The sequence below is a fragment of the Undibacterium hunanense genome (assembly GCF_014284335.1).
GTDB lineage: Bacteria > Pseudomonadota > Gammaproteobacteria > Burkholderiales > Burkholderiaceae_D > Undibacterium > Undibacterium hunanense.
On the sequence record NZ_JACOGF010000077.1, the window covers coordinates 1 to 280 of the forward strand.

1 pseudogene is annotated in these 280 nt (G+C 56.8%); it reads left to right on the top strand.

The annotated features are described in order from the left end of the window. Positions 1-280, top strand: a pseudogene (locus tag H8L32_RS27385) (DUF4214 domain-containing protein); the annotation flags it as partial.

A 280-nucleotide genomic window follows, 5' to 3' on the forward strand; every position in this document is an offset into this window, starting at 1 on the left:
CCGATCCAGCAGGTCTGACCTACTGGGCAGGCCAGATCGTCAACGGCGCAGTGACAGTTGGCGCAGCCGCCCTGTCCATCCTCGCGGGTGCCACTGGTGCAGACAAAACAGCCGTTGACTCCAAAGTCACTGCTGCTACCTCCTTCACTACTGCTGTTGATACCACCAAAGAAATCACCGCCTACGCAGGTGTAGATGCCAACGCCACAGCCAAAGTATGGCTGAGCAAAGTTGTTGATGCCGCCACACTGGCCACAGCACAAACAACCGTTGATGCAAC